Origin of the sequence: Xanthomonas sp. LMG 8993 (assembly GCF_009835065.2) — a bacterium.
Lineage (GTDB): Bacteria > Pseudomonadota > Gammaproteobacteria > Xanthomonadales > Xanthomonadaceae > Xanthomonas > Xanthomonas arboricola.
In genome coordinates, this window is sequence record NZ_QVIF02000005.1 from 82,511 (window position 1) to 103,209 (window position 20,699).

Below are 20,699 nucleotides of genomic sequence, written 5' to 3' on the forward strand. Positions count from 1 at the left end.
TGAGGGGCGGGGAGGAATAGCGCTAAGGCTGTCGCCAACGTGTGCAGGACGAGCCCGTTCGCCGGCGGCCAGCTGCTCGAAGATACGGTACGTGCGCAACGCCGGATGCGTGGTTGCCCATGCGAAGTTCACTGTCGTTGGCCTACGCTGGCACGCATGACGACTCTGCAGTTTGACAACCGCCTGCGCCAGCAGCTGCCCGGTGATTCCGAACAAGGTCCACGCCGCCGCGAGGTACGCGCTGCATGGTCGACGGTGATGCCGACGCCGGTAGCCGCGCCGCGTCTGCTGGCGTATTCGACCGATGTCGCCCAACGGCTGGGGCTGGATGAGGCCGAGATCGGCAGCGCGCACTTTGCCGAGGTATTCGCCGGCAATGCGCTGTACCCGGGCATGCAGCCTTGGGCGGTCAATTATGGCGGGCACCAGTTCGGACATTGGGCCGGCCAGTTGGGTGATGGCCGGGCGATCTCGCTCGGCGAGGCAATCGGAGTCGATGGCGGTCGCTACGAGTTGCAGCTCAAGGGTGCCGGCCCGACACCTTATTCGCGCGGTGCCGATGGCCGGGCGGTATTGCGCTCGTCGATCCGCGAATTCCTGTGCAGCGAAGCGATGCATCACCTGGGCGTGCCGACCACGCGTGCGCTGAGCCTGGTCACCACCGGCGATGCGGTGGTGCGCGACATGTTCTACGACGGCCGGCCGCAGCGCGAGCCGGGCGCGATCGTGTGCCGGGTGGCGCCGTCGTTCATCCGCTTCGGCAACTTCGAGCTGCCCGGTGCGCGCGGCGATCTGGCGCTGCTGCGGCAATGGGTGGACTTCACCATCGCGCGCGACTTCCCGCAGCTGGAAGGTGCTGGCGAGGCGCTGTACGCAGCCTGGTTCGCACAGGTCTGCGAGCGCACGGCGGTGATGGTGGCGCACTGGATGCGGGTGGGCTTCGTGCATGGGGTGATGAACACCGACAACATGTCGATCCTGGGGCTGACCATCGACTACGGCCCGTACGGCTGGGTCGACGACTACGACCCGGACTGGACGCCGAACACCACCGATGCGCAGGGCCGTCGCTACCGCTTCGGCACCCAGCCCCAGGTCGCGTATTGGAACCTGGGACGCCTGGCGCAGGCGCTGGCGCCGCTGTTCGCCGACCAGGCGCAGTTGCGGCTGGGGCTGGACCGCTTCCGCGATACCTACCTGGCCTGCGACCGCCGCGACACTGCCGCCAAGTTGGGTCTGGCCGACTGCCGCGACGAGGATCTACAGCTGATCGATGCGCTGCGCGTGCTGATGCACAACGCGGAAATGGACATGACGCTGACCTTCCGCGGCCTGATCGCATTTGCGCCGGAGCATCCCGATCCTGAGCTGTTGCGTGAGGCGTTCTATGACCAGGACAAGCGTCTCGCGCATGCCGCGCAGCTGCAGGAATGGCTGCAGCGCTACGCTGAGCGGCTGCAGCAGGACACGCTGTCGCCGGAGGCGCGGCGCGAACGCATGCGCCTGGCCAACCCGCGCTATGTGCTGCGCAACTATCTGGCGCAGCAGGCGATCGATCTGGCCGAGCAGGGCGATCCGTCCGGCGTAGAAGAGTTGCTGGAGGTCATGCGGCACCCGTACGACGAACAGCCGGGCCGCGAGGCGTTTGCCGCGCGGCGGCCGGACTGGGCGCGCGACCGCGCCGGTTGCTCGATGCTGTCCTGCAGTTCCTGACGCGCTCAGATGCAGGTATGTCGTAAACGCGGCGTCGTGAGCGCGCGCAGCCTAGAATAGGGTGGTCCCCACCGGCCTAGACGCCACCACCACCATGACTGACTGCACCCGCTGCGCCGGCACCAATTCTTCCGGACCCAACCAATGGTCCGAGCGAATCCGCGACATCGCCGATTTTCCCAAGCCGGGCATCGTCTTCAAGGACATCACACCGCTGCTGTCCGATGGCCCGGACTTCGCCTCGGCGTTGGACGAGATGGCGCAGCCCTGGCGCACCACACCGCTGGATGCGGTGCTGGGCATCGAGGCGCGCGGTTTCATCCTGGGGTCGGCGCTGGCGCGCGAGCTGCGCACCGGATTTGTGCCGGTGCGCAAGCCTGGCAAACTGCCCGGGCGTACGCTGGTCCAGGAATATGCGCTGGAATACGGTACCGACCGCATCGAAATGCACGAGGACGCGTTGCCACGCGGCGCGCGCGTGTTGATCGTCGACGACGTGCTTGCCACCGGCGGTACGCTGCGCGCGGCCCTGAGTCTGGCTGCACAGTTGGAGCTGGAAGTGGTCGGCGCGGCGGTGCTGGTCGAGTTGCTGGCGCTGCAGGGCCGTGAGAAGTGGGCCAATGACGTGCCGTTGCTGGCCACGTTGAGCTACTGACCCAGGCGTCTTGCCGATCGAGCAGCTCGCCGATCAGGTCTTCTGAAAACAGGAATGCGCAAGCGTGCGCATCCCTTTGGATCGTGCGGCAGGCGCTGTCGCCGCCGCCCGAGCGGTTGGTCGGCAGGGTCGCTGCCGCGCGTTGATTACAGCTTGCTGACCCGGAACCGGCGTCCCTTGATCTTGCCTGCATGCAGATGCGCCAGCGCCTTGGCGACCTGCGCGCGGGCGATGGCGACATAGGAGCGGGTGGGGTAGATCGCGATCTTGCCGATCGCCGCGCCCGACAATCCGGCTTCGCCGGTCAGTGCGCCGAGGATGTCGCCGGCACGCAGCTTGTCGGTCTTGCCGCCGTCGATGCGCAGCGTGGTCATGGCCGCCTGCGGCAGCTGCGCCGGGCGGGCGGTGGCCAGGGGCGCGCGCGACCACTTCAGCGGCTGGCCCTGTTCGGCTTCCAGCGCCTGCGCGCGCCCGCTCTCGCGCGAGGCCACCAGGCTGAGCGCCAATCCACGCTTGCCGGCGCGCGCGGTGCGGCCGATGCGGTGGCGGTAGGTTTCGGTATCGGTGGGCAGCTCGTAATTGACCACTGCCGACAGGTCTTCCACGTCCAGCCCGCGTGCAGCCACATCGCTGGCCACCAGCACGTTGCAGCTGCGGTTGACGAAGCGCACCAGCACTTCGTCGCGGTCGCGCTGTTCCATGTCGCCGTGCAGGGCGAGCGCGGAGAAGCCGAACTCCTGCAGCGAGCCGGCCACCTCGTCCACTTCCTTGCGGGTATTGCAGAACACCACGCTGGATTCGGGATTGAAGCGCAGCAGCAGGCCGGCGACGGCCTTCTGCCGGTAGGTCGGGTCGACCTCGAAGAACTGCTGGTCGATTTCCGGCGCGTTGTCGGCGCCTTCGACGGTGATTTCGACCGGGTCCTTGAGGATCTCGCGCGCCAGCGTGCGGATGATGTCCGGGAAGGTGGCCGAGAACAGCAGGCTCTGGCGGTGCTTGTCGCAGCGGCTGGCGATCTCGCGGATGGGCTCTTCGAAGCCCATGTCGAGCATGCAGTCGGCCTCGTCTAGCACCAGCGTGCGCACCCCGCCCAGATGCAGGGCGCGCTTGCGGGCCAGTTCCTGGATGCGGCCGGGCGTGCCGACCACCACTTGCGGGTCGTGCGCTTCAAGCGAGGCCAGCTGCGGGCCGAGCGGCATGCCGCCGGTCAGCACCACCAGCTTCATGTTGGGGATGCCGGTGGCCAGCTTGCGCAACTGCTTGCCGACCTGATCGGCCAGTTCACGGGTGGGGCACAGCACCAGCGCCTGCGCGCGGGTCAGCGCCGGGTCGAGCTTCTGCAGCAGGCCCAGCCCGAAGGCGGCGGTCTTGCCGCTGCCGGTCGGCGCCTGGGCGATGACGTCCAGCCCCTGCAGGATCGGCGGCAGGCTCTGCGCCTGGATGGGAGTGAGGACGGTGTAGCCAAGGGCGTCGATGCCGGGGGCCAGGGCCGGCGACAGCGGCAGCGCGGAGAATTCGTTCATGGCGCATTTTAGCCGGGATTGGGGAGTAGGGATTCGGGATTCGTCACCGCGGCAGCGTGCGCTTGTGCCAATCCCGAATCCCCAAGCACCAATCCCGTACAATTACGCCATGCCTTTAATCACTCTGCAAAGCGTCGACTACAGCGTCGGCGGCCCCTTGTTGCTGGAAAAAACCGACCTCACGATCGAGCCGGGCGAGCGTATCGCCCTGATCGGCCGCAACGGCGCCGGCAAATCGACCTTGATGAAACTGATTGCCGGCGAGCTCAAGCCCGACGATGGCGAAGTGCGCGTGCAACAGGGCGTGCGCATCGCGCGGCTGGAGCAGGAAGTGCCGCAGGGCACCGGCGGCAGCGTGTTCGATGTGGTGGCCGACGGCCTGGGCGAGCTGGGTCATTGGCTGGCCGAATTCCACCAGCTCAGTCATGCCGAGGTGTTCGATGGCGACGCGTTCGGCAAGGTGCAGGCCAAGATCGATGCGGCCGACGGCTGGGCGCTGGATCAGCGCGTCAGCGAGACGCTGACCAAGCTGGAACTGGACGGCGATGCGGAGTTTGCGCGGTTGTCCGGCGGCATGAAGCGGCGCGTTTTGCTGGCGCGCTCGCTGGTGTCCTCGCCGGATGTGCTGCTGCTGGACGAGCCGACCAACCACCTGGACATCGAAGCCATCGACTGGCTGGAGTCGTTCCTGAAGAACTGGAACGGCAGCGTGTTGTTCGTCACCCATGACCGGCGCTTCCTGCGTGCGTTGGCCACTCGCATCGTCGAGATCGATCGCGGGCAGGTCACCAGCTGGCCGGGCGACTGGGCCAATTACGAGCGGCGCCGCGAAGAGCGGCTCAATGCGCAGGCGCAGGAAAACGCGCGCTTCGACAAGATGCTGGCGCAGGAAGAAATCTGGATCCGTCAGGGCATCAAGGCGCGGCGTACCCGCGACGAAGGCCGCGTACGGCGTCTGGAATCGATGCGCAACGAGCGCGTACAGCGCCGCGACCTGACCGGCAACGTGCGCATGGAAGTCTCGCAGGGCGAGTCCTCCGGCAAGAAGGTGATCGAGGCCAAGGAAGTCGGTTTCGCATTCGGCGCGCGCACGATGGTCAAGGATTTTTCGACCATCATCCAGCGCGGCGACCGCATCGGGCTGATCGGCCCCAACGGCAGCGGCAAGACCACCTTGCTGAAGTTGTTGCTGGGCGATCTGCAGGCGCAACAGGGCGAGATCCGCATCGGCACCAATCTGCAGATCGCCTACTTCGATCAGTACCGTTCCACGCTGCGCGAGGACTGGAGCGCGATCGAGAACGTGGCCGAAGGCCGCGACTTCATCGAGATCAACGGCAAGCGCAAGCATGTGCATGCGTATCTGCAGGACTTTTTGTTCACCCCCGAGCGCGCACGTGCGCCGATCACCCGGCTGTCCGGCGGCGAGCGCAATCGGCTGCTGCTGGCCCGCCTGTTCGCGCAGCCGTCCAACCTGCTGGTGATGGACGAACCGACCAACGATCTGGACGTGGAAACGCTGGAGCTGCTGGAAGAGCTGCTGGGCGAGTACACCGGCACCTTGTTGCTGGTCAGCCATGACCGCGACTTCCTCGACAACGTGGTGACCTCCACCCTGGTGATGGAGGGCGAGGGCCTGATCGGCGATTACGTCGGCGGGTACAGCGATTCGCTGCGTCAGCGTCGCACCCCGGCGCCCAATGCGATGGCGGTTGCCAAGGCATCGGCGACGGCGGCGGCAACCACGCCGGTGGCGGCTGCGCTGCCGGTCGATGCCGCGCCCAAGCGCAAGCTCAGCTACAAGGACGCGCGTGAGCTGGAGCAATTGCCTGCCTTGATCGAAACCCTGGAGCAGCAGGTCGCGGCATTGACCGAGGCGATGAACGACCCGGCCTTCTACCAGCGCGACAGTGCGGCGATGGCCGCGCATACGGCCGCATTGGGCGATGCGCAGGCTCGGCTGGATGCGGCGTTCGCGCGCTGGAGCGAACTGGATAGTTGATGGTCGGGCCGGTGCGCGACTGCGTGTCGGACTTGTGGATGTGTGGAGCGATAACTGGCACCACACCTCCCACTCCAGGGGGGGCAGCCGTGGGGCAGCGCGTCGCGTGAAACACGCGCTGGATACGCGCCGGTGATCACCGACCACCACCACGCCGTGTTGATCGTGCTGTGCCCGGCGAGTGCGGGATGCGTCTTGCAGGCAGCGCCTAGTCGCAGGCGCTCGCAGGCGCCACGAATGCCGCAAACGTGAGCCCGCGCGCGGCCCAGGTGGTAGCCGCTTCGTCGAGGATGTCCAGCAAGGTGTCGCGGTCGTTCGGCGCAGTGCGGGCCAGCGCATCGGCGCCGTCGATCAGCAGCGCATAGCCATGCGACGCTGGCAGCCATGCCAGATCGCGCAAGGCATCGGAGAGCGCGTCCCAGTTGCGGCCGAAGCCGGCAGGGAAGTCCAGTTGGGTGGCCAGACGCATCAGCAGCCTGTGCTTGTCGCTGCAGCTGGCCAGGTCCACGCGCAGGATGTGCAGGCCGGCATCGCGGGCAAGCGCGGCCATGGTGTCCAGATCGTCGGTCTCGGCTTGGTAGACGCCCGATTGCTGCGGGTCGGACAGGTCCAGTGCGAAGTCGCCTGTGCTCATGGCGCCTGCTCCGGGGCCGGGCCCTGGAACGATCTGAAACTCTGGTAGTGATCGTCGCTGTAATACCACGCCTGTGGCGGCGTACCGCCGGTGACGATGCGGCGCGCACCGCGATCGGAGCTGTCTGGGGTTTCCACGGTGTATTCGTGGTAGTAGCCGCGCGGACGCTCGGGCAGGCGCTGCTCACGATTGCCGAACACGCTGCCGTCCTGCGGATGCGGGAATGGCCCGCCGCGCTGGATCAGCACGATCGTGGCCATGGCCTCGGTCGGCAGAAACCCCGGCAACGCTTGCTGCTGCGGTGAGCGTTCGACCGGTGCTGCGGCGGCGATCGGCGCGCTGAGTTGCGGCGCGAAGTGCGGCTTGGGGGTCTGCATCGCGCGCATGCCCCATAACCCGGCGACGAGCAGCACGATGGCGACGATCAGCAAAGCGGGCTTGCGCATGACGGTTCCGGAAACAGGGTGTTGGGACGGCAGAGCAAGTATGCCGTTGCGCGACTGTGTCGACTTTGAACGCGCCGGGCGGCGGGACGGTTCACGCCCGAGTAACCGGGGCATGGTGCAAGGTATGCAGCGAACACGACGCGGCATGCGATGGGATGAAGTTTCCCTGCCAATACCCTTGGTAAGCGTCGCCGCCGTCCTTACCATCTACCCCGCAACGCCCGGTCTTCGCCGGGCGGCAAGTCCAGGAGACACGCATGGCTTACACCCTCCCGCAGTTGCCCTACGCCTACGACGCGCTGGAACCCAATATCGATGCGCAGACGATGGAAATCCATCACACCAAGCATCACCAGACCTATATCAACAACGTCAACGCGGCGCTGGAAGGGACCGAGTACGCCGACCTGCCGGTGGAAGAGCTGGTGTCCAAGCTGAAGAGCCTGCCGGAAAACCTGCAGGGCCCGGTGCGCAACAACGGTGGTGGCCATGCCAACCATTCGCTGTTCTGGACCGTGCTGTCGCCCAATGGCGGCGGTGAGCCCAAGGGCGAGGTCGCCAAGGCGATCGACAAGGACATCGGTGGTTTCGAGAAGTTCAAGGAAGCCTTCACCAAGGCCGCCGTCAGCCGTTTCGGCTCGGGCTGGGCCTGGTTGAGCGTGACCCCGGACAAGAAGCTGGTGGTGGAAAGCACCGCCAACCAGGACAGCCCGCTGTTCGAAGGCAACACCCCGATTCTGGGTCTGGACGTGTGGGAACACGCGTACTACCTGAAGTACCAGAACCGTCGTCCGGAATACATCGGCGCGTTCTACAACGCGGTGAACTGGGAAGAAGTCGAGCGCCGCTACCACGCTGCGATCGCCTGAAGTCGTGCATCAGCGCTAGGTTCCACGTAGCGCTGTGACAGCGGCACCCAACGCACAAGGCCGGGAGCGATCCCGGCCTTGTGCGTTTTGCTGCGCGCTGTCGTAGGAGCGACCCTGGTCGCGAGGAGCTTTGCCGGGAAAGCCCCGTCGCGCTCGGGCGCGCTCCTACGTTGTGCGGCGCCGATGGGCTTGGCGTCGAGCTGAAACGCACAAGGCCGGGAGCGATCCCGGCCTTGTGTGTTTTGCTGCGCGCTGTCGTAGGAGCGACCCTGGTCGCGAGGGGCTTTGCTGGGAAAGCCCCGTCGCGCTCGGGCGCGCTCCTACGGTGTGCGGGCGTCGGTCAGAACTTGCGCCCGGGAAGCGATCAGAACTTGGCGTCGAACTCGCGGGCGTAGCCGGTGTTGACGATGACCTTCTGCAGCGCGTCGCTGATCTTGATGTTGCCGGCCACGATCTGCTGCGTTTCCGGGCCCATGTTGTCCATGCGCGGCGGGGTGGCACCCTTGTAGTCGCAGACGCGGCCACCGGCTTCGCGCACCAGCAGCACGCCGGCCGCGATGTCCCAGGCTTTGACGCCGGCTTCGAAATACGCATCGGCGCGGCCGCAGGCCACGTAGGCCAGGTCCAGCGCGGCAGAACCGGTGCGACGCACATCCTCTGCCTGCACCAGCAACGCATCGACGCACTTCAGCTGCGCACTGATGCGTGCGCGCTCGCGCGGCGGGAAGCCGGTGTGGACCATCGCGCCTTCCAGGTCCTTGCGTTCGGCGATGCGGATGCGGCGGTCGTTGAGCACCGCGCCGGCGCCGCGGCTGGCGGTGAACAGCTCGTTGCGCAGCGGGTCGAAGATCACCGCGTCGGTGGGCTCGCCGTTTTCCACCAGCGCGATCGACACGCAGTAATGCGGGAAGCCGCGCAGATAGTTGCTGGTGCCGTCCAGCGGGTCGATGACCCAGGTGTAGCGGCCACTCTTGCCACCTTGCACGCCGCCTTCTTCGCCGAACACGGCGTACTCGGGGTAGCCGCGCTTGAGTTCCTTGATGATGACCTTCTCGGCATCGGCATCGACTTCGCTGGCGTAGTCCATGCGGCCTTTCTGCACCACGTTGAGCGCATCGAGCTTGTTGATACCGCGCAACAGCACATTGCCGGCGAGGCGGGCGGCTTTGACCATGACGGTGACGGCGGGTTTCTGCATGGTTAAAGCTCCCGTGAAGGCAGAATCGAAAATGGCGAAGGTAAAAGAGCGGTCCGGCACCAAAGCCGGCCGCGCAGTTTACCATCTACGACCGAATCGCTCCCCAATCTCCGTTCATGTCCGTCAGCCAGCGCATCCGTTTCGTTCTTGTCGGCACCCAGCATCCAGGCAACATCGGCGCCGCCGCGCGCGCGATGAAGACGATGGGCGTGTCGCGCCTGGTGCTGGTGGCGCCGGAGCGTGCGCTCGACGAAGACGCCTATCGGCGTTCGGCCGGTGCCGAGGACGTGCTCGGCGAGGCGCCGATCTTCGCCACCCTGGCCGAGGCGGTGGCCGATTGCACCCTGGTGATCGGCTGCACCGCGCGTGCGCGCCGGGTCGCGCTGGAAGAGTTGCCGCCGGACGAGGGCGCGCGCCGTGCCTGGGCCAAGGCCGGCGAACCGGCCGAGGTGGCGATCGTGTTCGGCCGCGAGCGCACCGGCCTGACCAACGACGAACTGCAGCTCTGCCATGCGGCGCTGCATATCCCCTCCGATCCGGCGTTCAGCTCGCTCAACCTGGCGGCGGCGGTACAGGTCGTGGCGTACGAGGTGCGGCTGGCGCAGCTGGATGCCGGCGAAGCGGAGGTTGCGCCCGCCGCGGCGGCGGGCGCGCTGCGCGAGGGCCCGGCCAGCCATGCCCAACTGGAAGGCATGTTCGGCCAGTTGGGCCAGACCCTGGACGAGATCGACTTCCACAAGGGGCGCGCGCCGGAATCGGCGATGCGCAAGCTGCGGCGGCTGCTGTTGCGCGCGGACATGAGCGAGCAGGAAGTGCGTCTGCTGCGCGGCATTCTGTCCGATGCGCAGCGCATGGCCATGCTGGCAAAGCGCAACGGAAGCTGACGTCTGTCACATCTGGAAAGATTCGGCTAGGCTGTCGGCGGCTCTAGGGGAGTGTCCGTTTTGCGCGGTCTACGATGGTGTCTGATTGCCTGCGGGCTGTTGGCCGGGGCAGGCTTGGCCGCGACGGCGACAGCGGCGCCTTCCCCGGTATTGGTGCTTGGACGGATCAGCGACGATCCCGCCACCCATTACGCGCAACTCAAGCCCCTGCTGGATTACGTGGTGCCGCGCATGCGCGAGGTCGGGATCCGCCGTGGCGAAATCCTGATGGCGCCGGATGCGCGGCAGATGTCCAGTTACCTGCGGCGTGGCCGCGTCGACTGGGTCAGCGAAACCACCGGTGCGGCAATGCTGCTGGAACAGCGCGGCAGTGCGCACCCGCTGGTGATGACCGAGCGCGGCGGCCTGCGCGAGTTCCACACGGTGTTCTTCGTCCGCCGCGACAGCCCGATCCAGTCGCTCAAGCAGTTGCGCGGGCACACCCTGGCGTTGCAGAACGCCTCCTCCACCAGCGGCTACCTGCTGCCGATGCTGGAGCTGGTGCGCAACGGCATCGCCTGCGATGTGCTGCTGTCGCCGGACGACAGCCAGGTACCGGGCTCGGTGGGTTACCTGATGGTCGGGTCGAAACTGAATATCTCCGCCTTCGTGCATCAGCACCTGATCGATGCGGGCGCCTTCAGCAACGCCGACTGGGATGACGAACGCCACCTGCCGCAGGTGTTCAAGCGTGATTTCCGTATCGTCCATCGCAGTGCGCCGGTGCCGCGCGCGGTGGAGATGGTGCGCACCGGCATGGATCCGGCGGTGGAACGGCGGCTGCGCGTGGTGCTGCTGCAGGCGGCCTCCGACCCCAAGGCCGGGCCGGCCCTGAAGCGCTTCTTCGGCACCACCGCCTTCCACCCGCTGGATGCTGCCAGCCGTCGGCGCCTGGATGCGCTGAGCGCCGGCTTGCAACGTGTCAGGGACCAAGTGGAATGACTCAGGTGCGCTTCGGGTTGCAGGCACGCTTCTTGTTGGTGATGGCGCTGACGCTGCTGCTGGTCGGTGCGATCCTGGCGTCGCTGCTGCAGCGCCAGAGCGCGATGCAACGCGAGGTGCGCGGGCTCAGCGCGCAGATCCTGCACGAGCTGTTCGATCGCAGCCTGCGCACGCGTGGCGAGACCCTGGCCACCGAACTGGCGAACGGCCTGGCCAATCCGCTGTACTACTCCGACCTGGGCACGGTGGGTGCGCTGGTGCGCAACGCCTCGCGGCAGCAGGTGGTGAGCTACGTGCTGGTGTTCGATCGACGCGGCCGGCTGGTGCACGATGGCTCGCCCGATCTGCAGCATTACGGCCAGCCCATGACTGACCCGCTCGCGGCCAGGGCGGTGACCGCGCGCGCCATGCTGTCGCAGTCCTCGCCGGAAGTGCTGGACGTGACGATGCCGATCAAGATCGGCGACCAGCGCATCGGCGGGGTGCGGGTGGGCATGTCGCGCGAGCGGGTGCGCAGGGTCGAATCCGGCGCCAACCTGACCCTGGTGCAGAACCTCAACGCGATCGGCAAGCGCGATCTGGGCTGGCTGCTGGTGCTGCTGGCCGCGCTGGTGGCGCTGGGGGTGCTGTTGGCCATCTACGTGCAGCGCACCCTGGTGGCACCGGTGCGGCTGCTGGCGGCGGCCGCGCGCCAGATCGAGCGTGGCGACTATGCGGTGCAGCTGCCGCCGCATCCGCGCAACGACGAGATCGGCGAGTTGATTTCCGCCTTCGGCCGCATGAGCGAGAGCATCGCCCGGCACGATCGCGAGGTGCGCCACATGGCCTACACCGACGCGCTGACCGGTCTGACCAACCGGCTGGGGTTCCGCGAAGGCCTGGACCATCTGCTCAACACCGCCCGCAGCACCGACAGCAAGCTGGCGCTGCTGTTCGCCGATATCGACGACTTCAAGCGCGTCAACGACACGCTGGGGCACGAAGCCGGCGACGAGGCGCTGCTGCAGTTCGCCAGCCGCATCAGCCGCGCGGTCGGTGCATTGGGCGGCGACGACGCGATCCTGGCGCGCTTTGGCGGCGACGAGTTCGTGATCCTGCTGCAGAACGGCGATGTCAGCCTGCTTGCCGCCCAGCTGGCGGACCGGCTGGTGCACGAATTGAGCCGCCCCTTGAACGTGCAGGGCCGGGAGGTGTTCCTGGGCACCTCGATCGGCATCACGCTGTTCCCGGACGATGCCAGCAATGCCACCGCGTTGCTGAAGAACGGCGACATCGCGATGTACCAGGCCAAGGTGGCCGGCAAGAACTGCCATCGCTTCTACAGCCGTGCCGCCGATCATGCGGTGGAGCGGCGCGTGCACATGGAGCACGAGCTGCGCGGGGCCTGGGAGCGCGACGAGCTGCGGCTGGTCTATCAGCCGATCTACCGCACCAGCGACCGGGTGCTGGTGGGGGTGGAAGTGCTGTTGCGCTGGCAGCACCCGGCGCTGGGCACGATTGCGCCGTCCACCTTTATCGACATCGCCGAGCAGAGCGGCCTGATCGAGGTGATCGGCCCCAAGGTGCTGCGCGCGGCCTGCCTGGAAGCGGCGCAATGGCCGGTGGTGGGCGAGGGCTTGTTCATCTCGGTCAACGTCTCCCCGCGTCAGCTGCGCAGCGGCGACCTGATCGACACCGTGGCCGAGTGCCTGGCCGAGTCCGGCCTGCCGGCCGCGCGCTTGCATCTGGAGCTGACCGAAACGGCGGTGATCGGGGACGAAATGATGGCGGCCAGCCTGCTCGATCAATTGCACCGTACCGGTGTGAAGGTGTGGCTGGACGACTTTGGCACCGGTTTCTCCGGCTTGAGCCATCTGCGCCAGGTGCCGGTGGACGGGGTCAAGATCGACAAGAGTTTCATCGCCGACCTGCAGCGCGACCCGGACGATCTGGCGCTGACCACAGCCATCATCGGCATGGCGCATTCGCTGGGCATCACCGTGGTGGCCGAGGGGATCGAGCAGGAAGCGCAGTTCAACCTGCTGCGCGAGCGTGGCTGCGACCTGGGCCAGGGCTACTGGTTCAGCCGCCCGCTGAGCCCGGCCGACATGGTCAAGCTGATCGCCGCGGGCTGATCAGCGTAGGAGCGCACCCGGGCGCGACGGGTGTTACCGGTCATGCTTCGTCGCGCCCGGGTGCGCTCCTACGATCCGGTGTGTTCGAGCTGGTGGTTACAGCGGCCGTTTGCCGGTGTCGCCGGGGATTTCGCGCACCAGGCGCGGCACCAGGTAGCCGGACAGGCGCGCGGCCAGCTCGGTGTGCAGCGCGCGCGCGCGCGCATCGTCCACTTCGAAATGCGCCACGCCGGCCACCCGGTCGAGCTGATGCAGGTAATACGGCAGCACGCCGGCGGCGAAGCTGCGTTCGCTCAGGGCCGCCAGCGCGTCCACGCTGTCGTTGACGCCGCGCAGCAGCACGGCCTGGTTGAGCAACTGCGCGCCGGCCTCGCGCAGGGCGCGCATGGCATCGTCCACGGCGGTATCGAATTCGTTGGCGTGGTTGGCATGCACCACGAAGGCCACCGGCCACGGCAGGCTGCGCAGCCAGGCCAGCAGCGGCGCGTCGACACGCTCGGGCAGCACGATCGGCAGCCGGCTGTGGATGCGCAGGCGCTTGATGTGGCCGATGGCGGCCAGCGCGTCGGTGAGTTCGGCCAGCTTGCCGGTGGCCAGCGACAGTGGGTCGCCGCCGGATAGCAGCACTTCGTCGATGCCGGGGTCGGCCGCGATCGTGGCGACCGCGTCGCGCCATCCGTCGCGCGCGGCGGTTTCCTCGGCATACGGGAAGTGGCGGCGGAAGCAGTAGCGGCAGTGTACCGCGCAGCTGCCGGTGGCGATCAGCAGCGCACGGCCGCGGTATTTCTGGATCACCCCGTCGGCGGTCTTGGCGGCGCCATCGCCGACCGCATCCAGGCCGAAGCCGGGCACCGGCCGCATTTCATCGTCCAGCGGCAGCACCTGGCGCAGCAGCGGGTCGTGCAGGTCGCCATGGCGCATGCGCGCCACGAATGCCTGCGGAACCCGCAGCGGGAACTGGGCGGCGGCGGCATCGCTGATCCCGGCCGCCTGCGCGTCCAGGCCCAGCAGCGCCAGCAGCGCGCGCGGGTCGCGCACGGCGTCGCGCCACTGCTGCTGCCAGCGCGGCGGTTGCAGGGTGGGCGGCGGAGATGGCTGCAAGGCGAGGGGGGCTGCGGGTATCATGTGCGGTCACAAAACCAATGCCCGCCGGTTGCGGCGGGCGCCCCATTCTAATCCGACCTGCCACGGCCTGTGGCAGGTCGTGGTCTTATCGAGGAGCTGCACCATGGCCACTGTTGGCATGAACGACGTCAAGAACGGCATGAAGATCCTGGTCAACAACGAGCCGGCGGTCATCACCGAGACCGAATACGTCAAGCCGGGCAAGGGCCAGGCCTTCACCCGCATGAAGTACCGCTTCATCAAGTCCGGTCGCGTGGTCGAAATGACCATGAAGGCGACCGACGACGTGGAAGTGGCCGACGTGGTCGATACCGACATGCGCTACCTGTACAGCGATGGCGAGTACTGGCACTTCATGGACCCGGAAACCTTCGAGCAGGTGCAGACTGACAAGGCCGGCATGGGCGGCGCCGACAAGTGGCTCAAGGGCGAGGAAGACTGCATCGTGACGCTGTGGAACGGCACGCCGATCTGGGTGCAGCCGCCGAACTTCGTCGAGCTGAAGATCACCGAGACCGACCCGGGCGTGCGCGGCGATACCTCCGGCGGCGGCGGCAAGCCGGCGACGCTGGAAACCGGCGCGGTGGTGCGTGTGCCGCTGTTCGTCAACCAGGACGAAATCATCAAAGTCGACACCCGCTCGGGCGAATACTCGGCGCGCGTCAAGTAAGACGATGCGTCCGGGACACTGGCCTGATCGAGCGGGACGCAGTGCCAGTGTCGTGTTGGGGCTGTGGGGTGCGCTGCTCGCGTGCCCGGCGTTTGCGCAATCGGCTGCCGCAACCTGCGATGCCGATGACGTGGCCGCCGTTGCGGCCATTGCAACGTCCGGCGTCGTGGGCGGCGCTGCCGCCGCGGTGCCGGTCGACCGTCTGGTGGCCCAGAGCTGCAAGCCGTGGCCGAACGATGCGGCGATCCGGCTGGCGGCAATCGCATTTGCCGGCGATGCGGAAACCGTGCCTGGCGAGCGCGACCTCGAGTTGCGCGTGGCCATGCTCGATGCCGCCAGCGGCAAGGTGCTGGCGTTTTACGCGCAGGCAATGGGCGAGGACGCCGCCTTCGAACTGGCTGCCGACAGCCTGCGCCTGGACACCGCGCGCTACGACCTGACCAAGGGCGTGCGTGCGATCGGCGTGGTGGTGCGCAGTGCCGCGCGCGGGCCCAGCTGCCCGGATTTTTACAGCAATCAGGCATTGACCCTGCTGGTGCGCGAGGGGCGCAGCCTGCGCCCGGTGCTGCAACGCGATCTCTATGCGTGGCAACGTGTGAAAGGCGAGCCGTGCAGTTTCGGCAAGGGCGATGTGATCACCGAAGTGGCCAATCTGAGCGTGAGCATGGCGCCGCAGGTACACGCTGGCTATGCGGACATCGTGCTGACAGCCAACGTGGCTACCGTGGAGAGCGCCGCTGGCAGCGACACCGATACCGAACACACCCGTCGCGCGCGCCAGGTGCTGCGCTACGACGGCCAGCGCTATGTGCCTGTGGCCGGTGGCGATCCCAGCTGGCCGTTCGACAACTAACCTTTTATGGATCCGCTCATGACCAATGCCCCTCCCGAAGTCTGCGACCTGTTGATCGAAGCCGGCTACGTCGTGCCGATCGAGCCGCATGCGGTGGTGCTCGACGATCACGCGGTGGCGGTGCACAACGGCGTCATCGTGGCGATCCTGCCGACCGCCGAGGCGCGCCTGCGGTTTGCGCCGACGCAGACCGTCTCGCGCCCGGAGGCGGCCCTGATCCCGGGCCTGGTCAATGCGCACACGCATAACCCGATGACGCTGCTGCGTGGCGTTGCCGACGATCTGCCGCTGATGGTATGGCTGCAGCAGCACATCTGGCCGGTGGAAGCGGCGGTGATCGGGCCGGAATTCGTCGCCGACGGCACCACGCTGGCGATCGCCGAAATGCTGCGTGGCGGTACCACCTGCGTCAACGAGAACTACTTCTTCGCCGATGTGCAGGCGGCCGTGTACAAGCAGCACGGGTTCCGTGCGCTGGTCGGCGCGGTGATCATCGATTTCCCCACCGCCTGGGCATCGTCGGACGACGAATACTTCGCACGGGCCGGCGAACTGCACGACCAGTGGCGCGACGATCCGCTGATCAGCACCGCCTTCGCGCCGCATGCGCCGTACACGGTCAACGACGCCAACTTCGAACGCGTGCGCATGCTGGCCGACCAGTTGGATCTGCCGGTGCATCTGCACACGCACGAAACCGCGCAGGAAGTGGCCGATTCGGTTGCGCAGTACGGGCAGCGCCCGCTGGCGCGGCTGGACCGCCTGGGGCTGGTCAACGACCGCCTAATCGCCGTGCACATGACCCAGCTCACCGAGGCGGAAATCCACCTGTGCGCCGAGCGCGGCGTCAGCGTGGTGCATTGCCCGGAGTCCAACCTCAAGCTCGCTTCGGGCTTTTGCCCGGCCTGCGCGCTGCAACGTGCAGGCGTCAACCTGGCGATCGGCACCGACGGCTGCGCCAGCAACAACGACCTGGACATGTTCAGCGAGAACCGCACGGCGGCGATCCTGGCCAAGGCAGTGGCCAACGATGCCACCGCACTGGACGCGGCCACCACGCTGCGCGCGGCCACGCTGGGCGGCGCGCGCGCGTTGGGCTTCGGCGACAGGATCGGCTCGATCGAAATCGGCAAGCAGGCCGATCTGGTCTGCGTGGATCTGTCCGCACTGGAGACCCAACCGCTGCATCATGTGCTGTCGCAACTGATCTACGCTGCCGGCCGTCATCAGGTCACCGATGTGTGGATCGCCGGCAAGCCCAAACTGGTGCAGCGCGAGCTCATCGACATGGACACCGCTGCCCTGGTCGCCAACGCGCGGCAGTGGCGCGAGCGCATCCGCACCGTCCGCGCCTGAGCGCGCGTCACCCCATCACGGAGCTCCGCATGAATCCGAATCCCCAATCCAATTCCAGCAACTTCCATCAGAGCGAGCTGGACAAGTTCGCGGCGCTGGCCAACCGCTGGTGGGATGCCGACGGCCCGCAGAAGCCGCTGCATGCGCTCAATCCGGTGCGTCTGGACTATGTCTCCGCGCGGCTGGGCCTGGCCGGCGCGCGCGTGCTCGATGTCGGCTGCGGCGGCGGTCTGCTCAGCGAGTCGATGGCGCGTCTGGGCGCCCAGGTCACCGCGATCGACCTGGCGCCGGAGCTGGTCAAGGTGGCGCGCCTGCACAGCCTGGAATCGGGCGTGCAGGTGGATTATCGCGTGCAGTCGGTGGAAGACCTGGCCGCCGAACAGCCGGGCAGTTTCGATGCGGTGACCTGCATGGAAATGCTCGAACACGTGCCGGACCCGACCGCGATCATCCGCGCCTGCGCCAGCCTGCTCAAGCCGGGCGGCAAGCTGTTTTTGTCCACGCTCAACCGCACCCCGGCCGCGTTTGCGCTGGCGGTGGTCGGCGCCGAATACATCGCGCGGCTGCTGCCCAGGGGCACGCATCACTACAAGGATTTCATCAAGCCGGCAGAGCTTGCGGCGTGGTTGCGCAGTGCCGAACTGCAGCTGGAAGATGTCAGCGGCATGGTGTACGAGCCGTGGCGCAATCGTGCGCGCCTGTCGTCGCGGACCGAGGTCAATTACCTGGCTTATGCGGTGAAGCCGTGACGGGCGGGGATTGGGCAGTGGAGATTCGGGATTCGCAACGGCACGTGCGTGTTTGATGTCGGCCGAATCGCAATTTACCGATGACCGCAGGCAAGCGCAGAGTAGCGGGGCGGCAATGAAGTTTCCGCGTGCGGTGTTGTTCGACCTGGATGGTACTTTGCTCGATAGTGCGCCGGACATGCTGGCGACCGTCAACGCGATGCTGGATGCGCGCGGGCGTGCGCCAATCGCCTTGGCGCAGTTGCGTCCGGTGGTGTCCAAGGGCGCGCGCGCGATGCTGGCGGTGGCGTTTGCCGACCTCGATGCGCTCGAGCGCGATACGTTGGTGCCGGAATTCCTGCGTCGTTACGAAGCCTTGATCGGCACGCAGTCGCAGCTGTTCGACGGTGTCGAAGAACTGCTGCTGCGGCTGGAGCGTGCAGGTTGCGTCTGGGGCGTGGTCACCAACAAGCCCGAATATCTGGCCCGGCTGATCCTGCCGCAACTGGGATGGGAGCAGCGCTGCGCGGTGCTGATCGGCGGCGATACGCTGGCCAAGCGCAAGCCGCATCCGCTGCCCTTGCTGACAGCGGCCGAGCGCATCGGGGTTGCGCCGGCGCACTGCGTCTACGTCGGCGACGACGAGCGCGACATCCTGGCCGCGCGCGCGGCGGCGATGCCGTCGGTGGCGGTGTTGTGGGGCTATCGCCTGCACGACGACGAGCCGTCGCGCTGGCAGGCCGACGTCCTCGTCTCGCAGCCGCAGACGCTGTGGGATGCCGTGGCGTGGCCGCAGACCTGATCTTCTTTCGTTTTCTTCTGGACCCGCCATGAGCCAATCCAGCGCTCTCGACAGTTTTCTCGACAAGTGGCGCACGCGCTGGCCGGAATGGTCGGTTGCCGAGCCCTTCATTCCCGAGCCGCAGCGACGCCTCACGGCGGCCTGGTTTGCGCTGCTGCAGGAATGGGAAGACATCATGAACATCGCCGGCGACCCGTTGCCGGCCGACGCCAAGCTGGCATGGTGGCAGCAGGAGCTGCGCGACTGGTCGCAGCAGCGTTCGCGCCATCCGCTGGGGCGCGTGCTGGAGCCGGTGCCTGCGCCATGGGCGCAGTTGGCCGACACCTTGCCGGCGATGCAGGACGCCCGTGCGCAGCCGCAATCGTTGCAGCAGGCATTGGCGAGATTGCGTGCCTTCGCCGAGGCTGTGGTCGGCGTGGAAGCCACGCTGTTTGCGCGCACCCAGCCTGGCGATGCCACCGCAGTGGCGCTGCAATGGCTGGATGCACGCCAGCGTGTGGCCGGCGACAGCGCCGCACCTGGCGACATGACGCTGGCCGCATGGCGCACGCAATTGCTGCGCGCCTGGCCGCGCAAACCGGCGTTGGCGCGCCCGCACCGGGTATGGTCGCGGCTGGCACGCCTGCGCCTGCAGCGCGAGTTTGCCGGCAAGGCCGCCTATCCACCGCCCATGCAGCAGTTGTGGCATAGCTGGCGTGCTGCCAGCGGCGCGGACTGAGCGCGCGGATCTGGTTCCGTCACTGCACGACCAACGACGTGGCGATGGTGCCGCAATCGTAGGAAACGACAACGCCTGTCGGCGTACCGCATCACACGGCTTGCCGACAGGCGGGGGTGGCAACGTCAACGCGTTGCGACGTGGTGCTCCAGGACGACCTGGCGTGGCGAGCCATCAGTCCGCGCTGCCGGCACCGCTATTGCCGTATTCGTAGAACCGGTTGGCCGAATTGGCGCAGTTGCTGCTGCAGTACGGGCGGCTGACGGTGGAGGCATTCCACGGTGCGGTCTTGCGGATGTGGCTGCCCAGGCTGGAATTGCGCACCGTGACCTGGCCATTGGGTGAGGTGCCGTTGACGTAGGCGGACAGGCTGCTGATGCCTTCGTCCCAGGCGCGCCCCAGGTAGGTCTGGTTGTCGGGTGATCCGGAGCCGGCGACGAAGCGGCTATTGATCGCCAGGAACCCATAGGCACTGCCCGGACGTGTGCTTGGCGCAAAGATGTAGCCGCCACGGCTGCTGCCCAGGCGCGCACCGGCCGAGCGGATGGTGGCGTTGTCGAACACGCCCACACCCGAGCCGAAGATAAAGTCGACATCGCCTTCGATCGTGCTGTTCTTGAAATAGGCGCGGATCACATTGGCGGCATTGGTCGCACTGATCAGCAAGGTGTCCTGATTGCCGGTCACCAGCACGTCTTCGAAGCTGGCCTGGTCGCCACGCACCGCCAGCGCGACTGCCGACTGGTTGTTGTCCTGGTAAGTGTCTTCGACATAGTTGTTGTCCACGCGCAGGTGACGCGCCTGGAAGCCGGCGGCGCGCACGGTCACTGTCGCGCTGTTGGAGGTGCCCACCGTGGTTGCCGCTGCATTGCTGGCACAGGGGTGACTTGCGGTGCCGGCCGGCTTGGGCGTGGGGTTGGCGTTGTTGAAGCGGATGACGGTGTCGGCGGTGTTGGTGCCCAGGCCGAACACGGTCAGCGGCGGCGCGTTGGTCGGCACGCAGACCAGTTCGGTGTAAGTGCCGGCCTTGATGCTGATGTAGCGACGGGTGCTGCCGCCGGCAGCGACAGCGGCATCGATTGCCGACTGCACGGTGCGATAGCGCGTGGAGCCATCGGCGGCCACGGCGAAGTCTGCACTGAGCAGCGCCACCCCTGCAGTGGGATTCCAGTTGTCGGTGACCAGGGCGGTGATCGGGCCGGCCTTGGCCAGGGCCTTGGAGATGGTGTACGTGCTCGCCTCGCTACTGGTGAGTTGTGGGCGGCTGGCCGTGCCGGTCAAGGCGGTGGCATCGGCGCTGACAAGGCTCAGCAGGACGGCGGCGATACAGGTCGTGCGCAAGGGCGATGCAGACATGAGTGGCGCTCTCTCGGAAGGGACGCAGACGATTGATGGATACGCTTCAGCCGCCGCACGTCGCGTGCATGT

At 67.1% G+C, this 20,699-nt stretch carries 19 protein-coding genes; 13 read left to right on the forward strand and 6 right to left on the reverse strand.

What is annotated here, in order from left to right; all coding sequences use genetic code 11:
• Positions 1–156: 156 nt before the first annotated feature.
• Both DYQ94_RS11445 and DYQ94_RS11450 read left to right on the forward strand, forming a co-directional pair.
• Positions 157–1,713 carry a protein adenylyltransferase SelO gene (locus DYQ94_RS11445; RefSeq protein WP_160954557.1) on the forward strand — a complete coding sequence of 519 codons (1,557 nt, stop codon included), beginning with the start codon at positions 157–159 and terminating at the stop codon, positions 1,711–1,713.
• 94 nt (positions 1,714–1,807) lie between these two features.
• Entirely contained in the window at positions 1,808–2,368 is a 561-nt protein-coding gene (locus tag DYQ94_RS11450; protein WP_024939306.1) for an adenine phosphoribosyltransferase, read from the forward strand.
• A 146-nt stretch (positions 2,369–2,514) separates the two neighbouring features.
• Here the strand turns inward: DYQ94_RS11450 and dbpA are convergent, their stop codons facing one another.
• Positions 2,515–3,891: an ATP-dependent RNA helicase DbpA gene (gene dbpA, locus DYQ94_RS11455; protein ID WP_160954556.1), complete on the reverse strand. Its 1,377-nt coding sequence runs from the start codon at positions 3,889–3,891 to the stop codon at positions 2,515–2,517.
• A 109-nt stretch (positions 3,892–4,000) separates the two neighbouring features.
• Between dbpA and DYQ94_RS11460 the strand changes: the two genes are divergently transcribed.
• Complete coding sequence (locus DYQ94_RS11460; RefSeq protein ID WP_160954555.1) at positions 4,001–5,893, forward strand: ATP-binding cassette domain-containing protein; 1,893 nt, start codon at positions 4,001–4,003, stop codon at positions 5,891–5,893.
• 208 nt (positions 5,894–6,101) lie between these two features.
• Here the strand turns inward: DYQ94_RS11460 and DYQ94_RS11465 are convergent, their stop codons facing one another.
• Complete coding sequence (locus DYQ94_RS11465; RefSeq protein ID WP_160954554.1) at positions 6,102–6,527, reverse strand: barstar family protein; 426 nt, start codon at positions 6,525–6,527, stop codon at positions 6,102–6,104.
• Positions 6,524–6,973 (reverse strand): guanyl-specific ribonuclease, encoded by a 450-nt coding sequence (locus DYQ94_RS11470; protein WP_160954553.1) that lies wholly within the window; start codon positions 6,971–6,973, stop codon positions 6,524–6,526. The genes DYQ94_RS11465 and DYQ94_RS11470 overlap by 4 nt, the downstream gene beginning before the upstream one ends.
• 257 nt (positions 6,974–7,230) lie before the next feature.
• Here DYQ94_RS11470 and DYQ94_RS11475 point away from each other — a divergent pair, with 257 nt between their 5' ends.
• Positions 7,231–7,842 (forward strand): superoxide dismutase, encoded by a 612-nt coding sequence (locus DYQ94_RS11475; RefSeq protein ID WP_016904847.1) that lies wholly within the window; start codon positions 7,231–7,233, stop codon positions 7,840–7,842.
• Between the two features lie 364 nt (positions 7,843–8,206).
• Here the strand turns inward: DYQ94_RS11475 and DYQ94_RS11480 are convergent, their stop codons facing one another.
• Positions 8,207–9,040: an inositol monophosphatase family protein gene (locus DYQ94_RS11480; protein ID WP_016905058.1), complete on the reverse strand. Its 834-nt coding sequence runs from the start codon at positions 9,038–9,040 to the stop codon at positions 8,207–8,209.
• 116 nt (positions 9,041–9,156) lie between these two features.
• Between DYQ94_RS11480 and DYQ94_RS11485 the strand changes: the two genes are divergently transcribed.
• From DYQ94_RS11485 to DYQ94_RS11495, 3 genes are read left to right on the forward strand one after another with little or no spacing between them, the layout of a single operon-like run.
• Complete coding sequence (locus DYQ94_RS11485; RefSeq protein WP_160954552.1) at positions 9,157–9,924, forward strand: RNA methyltransferase; 768 nt, start codon at positions 9,157–9,159, stop codon at positions 9,922–9,924.
• Positions 9,925–9,975: 51 nt separating this feature from the next.
• Positions 9,976–10,905 carry a phosphate/phosphite/phosphonate ABC transporter substrate-binding protein gene (locus tag DYQ94_RS11490; protein ID WP_160954551.1) on the forward strand — a complete coding sequence of 310 codons (930 nt, stop codon included), beginning with the start codon at positions 9,976–9,978 and terminating at the stop codon, positions 10,903–10,905.
• The gene (locus tag DYQ94_RS11495) at positions 10,902–13,019 is read left to right on the forward strand and encodes a putative bifunctional diguanylate cyclase/phosphodiesterase (RefSeq protein ID WP_024940418.1); all 2,118 of its coding nucleotides are present in this window, start codon (positions 10,902–10,904) and stop codon (positions 13,017–13,019) included. Before DYQ94_RS11490 ends, DYQ94_RS11495 begins: the two co-directional genes overlap by 4 nt.
• A gap of 96 nt (positions 13,020–13,115) precedes the next feature.
• On the opposite strand, the gene epmB is transcribed toward DYQ94_RS11495, so the two are convergent.
• A complete protein-coding gene (epmB, locus tag DYQ94_RS11500; RefSeq protein ID WP_160954550.1) occupies positions 13,116–14,144 on the reverse strand; it encodes an EF-P beta-lysylation protein EpmB in 1,029 nt (342 codons plus the stop codon).
• A 103-nt stretch (positions 14,145–14,247) separates the two neighbouring features.
• Here epmB and efp point away from each other — a divergent pair, with 103 nt between their 5' ends.
• From efp to DYQ94_RS11530, 6 genes are read left to right on the forward strand one after another with little or no spacing between them, the layout of a single operon-like run.
• On the forward strand, positions 14,248–14,814 hold the full coding sequence (efp, locus tag DYQ94_RS11505; protein WP_007962665.1) for an elongation factor P: 567 nt from the start codon (positions 14,248–14,250) through the stop codon (positions 14,812–14,814).
• Positions 14,815–14,866: 52 nt separating this feature from the next.
• Positions 14,867–15,667, forward strand: coding sequence for a PA3715 family protein (locus tag DYQ94_RS11510; protein WP_456362850.1), 801 nt, complete (start codon positions 14,867–14,869; stop codon positions 15,665–15,667).
• An 18-nt stretch (positions 15,668–15,685) separates the two neighbouring features.
• Positions 15,686–17,023, forward strand: a complete 1,338-nt coding sequence (locus DYQ94_RS11515; RefSeq protein WP_024940415.1) for a TRZ/ATZ family hydrolase — start codon at positions 15,686–15,688, stop codon at positions 17,021–17,023.
• 29 nt (positions 17,024–17,052) lie between these two features.
• A complete protein-coding gene (ubiG, locus tag DYQ94_RS11520) occupies positions 17,053–17,772 on the forward strand; it encodes a bifunctional 2-polyprenyl-6-hydroxyphenol methylase/3-demethylubiquinol 3-O-methyltransferase UbiG (protein WP_024940414.1) in 720 nt (239 codons plus the stop codon).
• Positions 17,773–17,827: 55 nt separating this feature from the next.
• Positions 17,828–18,553: a phosphoglycolate phosphatase gene (locus tag DYQ94_RS11525; RefSeq protein ID WP_425519420.1), complete on the forward strand. Its 726-nt coding sequence runs from the start codon at positions 17,828–17,830 to the stop codon at positions 18,551–18,553.
• Between the two features lie 28 nt (positions 18,554–18,581).
• On the forward strand, positions 18,582–19,271 hold the full coding sequence (locus DYQ94_RS11530) for a squalene/phytoene synthase family protein (RefSeq protein WP_160954548.1): 690 nt from the start codon (positions 18,582–18,584) through the stop codon (positions 19,269–19,271).
• Between the two features lie 174 nt (positions 19,272–19,445).
• On the opposite strand, the gene DYQ94_RS11535 is transcribed toward DYQ94_RS11530, so the two are convergent.
• On the reverse strand, positions 19,446–20,585 hold the full coding sequence (locus tag DYQ94_RS11535) for a putative acyl-CoA thioester hydrolase (protein ID WP_425519424.1): 1,140 nt from the start codon (positions 20,583–20,585) through the stop codon (positions 19,446–19,448).
• Positions 20,586–20,699 lie beyond the last annotated feature (114 nt).

Coding starts and splice junctions, on each gene's coding strand:
- DYQ94_RS11485 (WP_160954552.1), top strand. CDS start 9,157: ATGTCCGTCAGCCAGCGCATCCGTTTCGTTCTTGTCGGCACCCAGCAT.
- DYQ94_RS11470 (WP_160954553.1), bottom strand. CDS start 6,973: ATGCGCAAGCCCGCTTTGCTGATCGTCGCCATCGTGCTGCTCGTCGCC.
- DYQ94_RS11515 (WP_024940415.1), top strand. CDS start 15,686: ATGACCAATGCCCCTCCCGAAGTCTGCGACCTGTTGATCGAAGCCGGC.
- DYQ94_RS11525 (WP_425519420.1), top strand. CDS start 17,828: ATGTCGGCCGAATCGCAATTTACCGATGACCGCAGGCAAGCGCAGAGT.
- DYQ94_RS11465 (WP_160954554.1), bottom strand. CDS start 6,527: ATGAGCACAGGCGACTTCGCACTGGACCTGTCCGACCCGCAGCAATCG.
- DYQ94_RS11460 (WP_160954555.1), top strand. CDS start 4,001: ATGCCTTTAATCACTCTGCAAAGCGTCGACTACAGCGTCGGCGGCCCC.
- DYQ94_RS11530 (WP_160954548.1), top strand. CDS start 18,582: ATGAGCCAATCCAGCGCTCTCGACAGTTTTCTCGACAAGTGGCGCACG.
- epmB (WP_160954550.1), bottom strand. CDS start 14,144: ATGATACCCGCAGCCCCCCTCGCCTTGCAGCCATCTCCGCCGCCCACC.
- efp (WP_007962665.1), top strand. CDS start 14,248: ATGGCCACTGTTGGCATGAACGACGTCAAGAACGGCATGAAGATCCTG.
- DYQ94_RS11445 (WP_160954557.1), top strand. CDS start 157: ATGACGACTCTGCAGTTTGACAACCGCCTGCGCCAGCAGCTGCCCGGT.
- dbpA (WP_160954556.1), bottom strand. CDS start 3,891: ATGAACGAATTCTCCGCGCTGCCGCTGTCGCCGGCCCTGGCCCCCGGC.
- ubiG (WP_024940414.1), top strand. CDS start 17,053: ATGAATCCGAATCCCCAATCCAATTCCAGCAACTTCCATCAGAGCGAG.
- DYQ94_RS11480 (WP_016905058.1), bottom strand. CDS start 9,040: ATGCAGAAACCCGCCGTCACCGTCATGGTCAAAGCCGCCCGCCTCGCC.
- DYQ94_RS11450 (WP_024939306.1), top strand. CDS start 1,808: ATGACTGACTGCACCCGCTGCGCCGGCACCAATTCTTCCGGACCCAAC.
- DYQ94_RS11495 (WP_024940418.1), top strand. CDS start 10,902: ATGACTCAGGTGCGCTTCGGGTTGCAGGCACGCTTCTTGTTGGTGATG.
- DYQ94_RS11475 (WP_016904847.1), top strand. CDS start 7,231: ATGGCTTACACCCTCCCGCAGTTGCCCTACGCCTACGACGCGCTGGAA.